At 64.6% G+C, this 809-nt stretch carries 1 protein-coding gene; it reads right to left on the reverse strand.

Translation table 11 applies throughout. The annotated features are described in order from the left end of the window. Positions 1-791: hypothetical protein (locus ACM14_RS31030; RefSeq protein WP_254662170.1), on the reverse strand; the 791-nt coding region annotated here is incomplete at its 3' end. Between the last annotated feature and the right edge of the window lie 18 nt (positions 792-809).

The raw sequence follows: 809 nt of genomic DNA on the forward strand, positions 1-809 counted from the left end.
ACCGGCGTGGAAGGCGTCGATGCGCAATCCGTCGTGCAACCGGCCGTCGGATTGACCGGGCTGATGCCACCGGACGGATCGTAGGAGGCCGTGTTCGTGCTCGAGCCCACCGCCGTCGGAACAGCTGGCAGGTTGAAGCTGGTGTTGCTACCCGCTGCGACCGAAGCCGTGAAGTTCACCGTGCAAGTCAGCACGGAGCTGCCATTGCCCGCAAACGGGAAGGTGTTTGGCGTGCAGGTCGCACTGGCTACGTTCGCGCCGGTCGGCACTCCCGTGATGCTGATGCCTGCCGGCACCAGGTCCTTGATGGTCACGCTGGTGGCGGGACCGAAGGCACTGGCAGCGTTGGACACGGAGAACGCGTAGTTGAAGGGCGTGCCCACAGCCAAGCTGCCGGGGTTGGCTTTGGTAACCGTCAGCGCAGGCGTGCCAGGGGTCACCGGCGTGGAAGGCGTCGATGCGCAATCCGTCGTGCAACCCGCCGTCGGATTGACCGGGTTGATGCCACCCGCTGGATCGTAGGAGGCCGTGTTCGTGCTCGAACCAACCGCCGTCGGAACAGCCGGCAGATTGAAGCTGGTGTTGCTGCCAGCTGCCACCGGTGTGGTGAAGCTCACCGTGCAAGACAGGATCGCCGTGCCATTGCCCACGAAGGGGAAGGTATTGGGAGTGCAAGTTGCACTGGCCACGTTTGCGCCGGTCGGCACGCCCGTGATGCTGATGCCTGCAGGCACCAGGTCCTTGATGGTCACGCTGGTGGCAGGGCCGAAGGCACCGGCAGCGTTGGACACGGAGAACGCGTAGTTGAA

Source organism: Delftia sp. JD2 (assembly GCF_001682645.1).
Taxonomy (GTDB): domain Bacteria; phylum Pseudomonadota; class Gammaproteobacteria; order Burkholderiales; family Burkholderiaceae_C; genus Comamonas; species Comamonas acidovorans.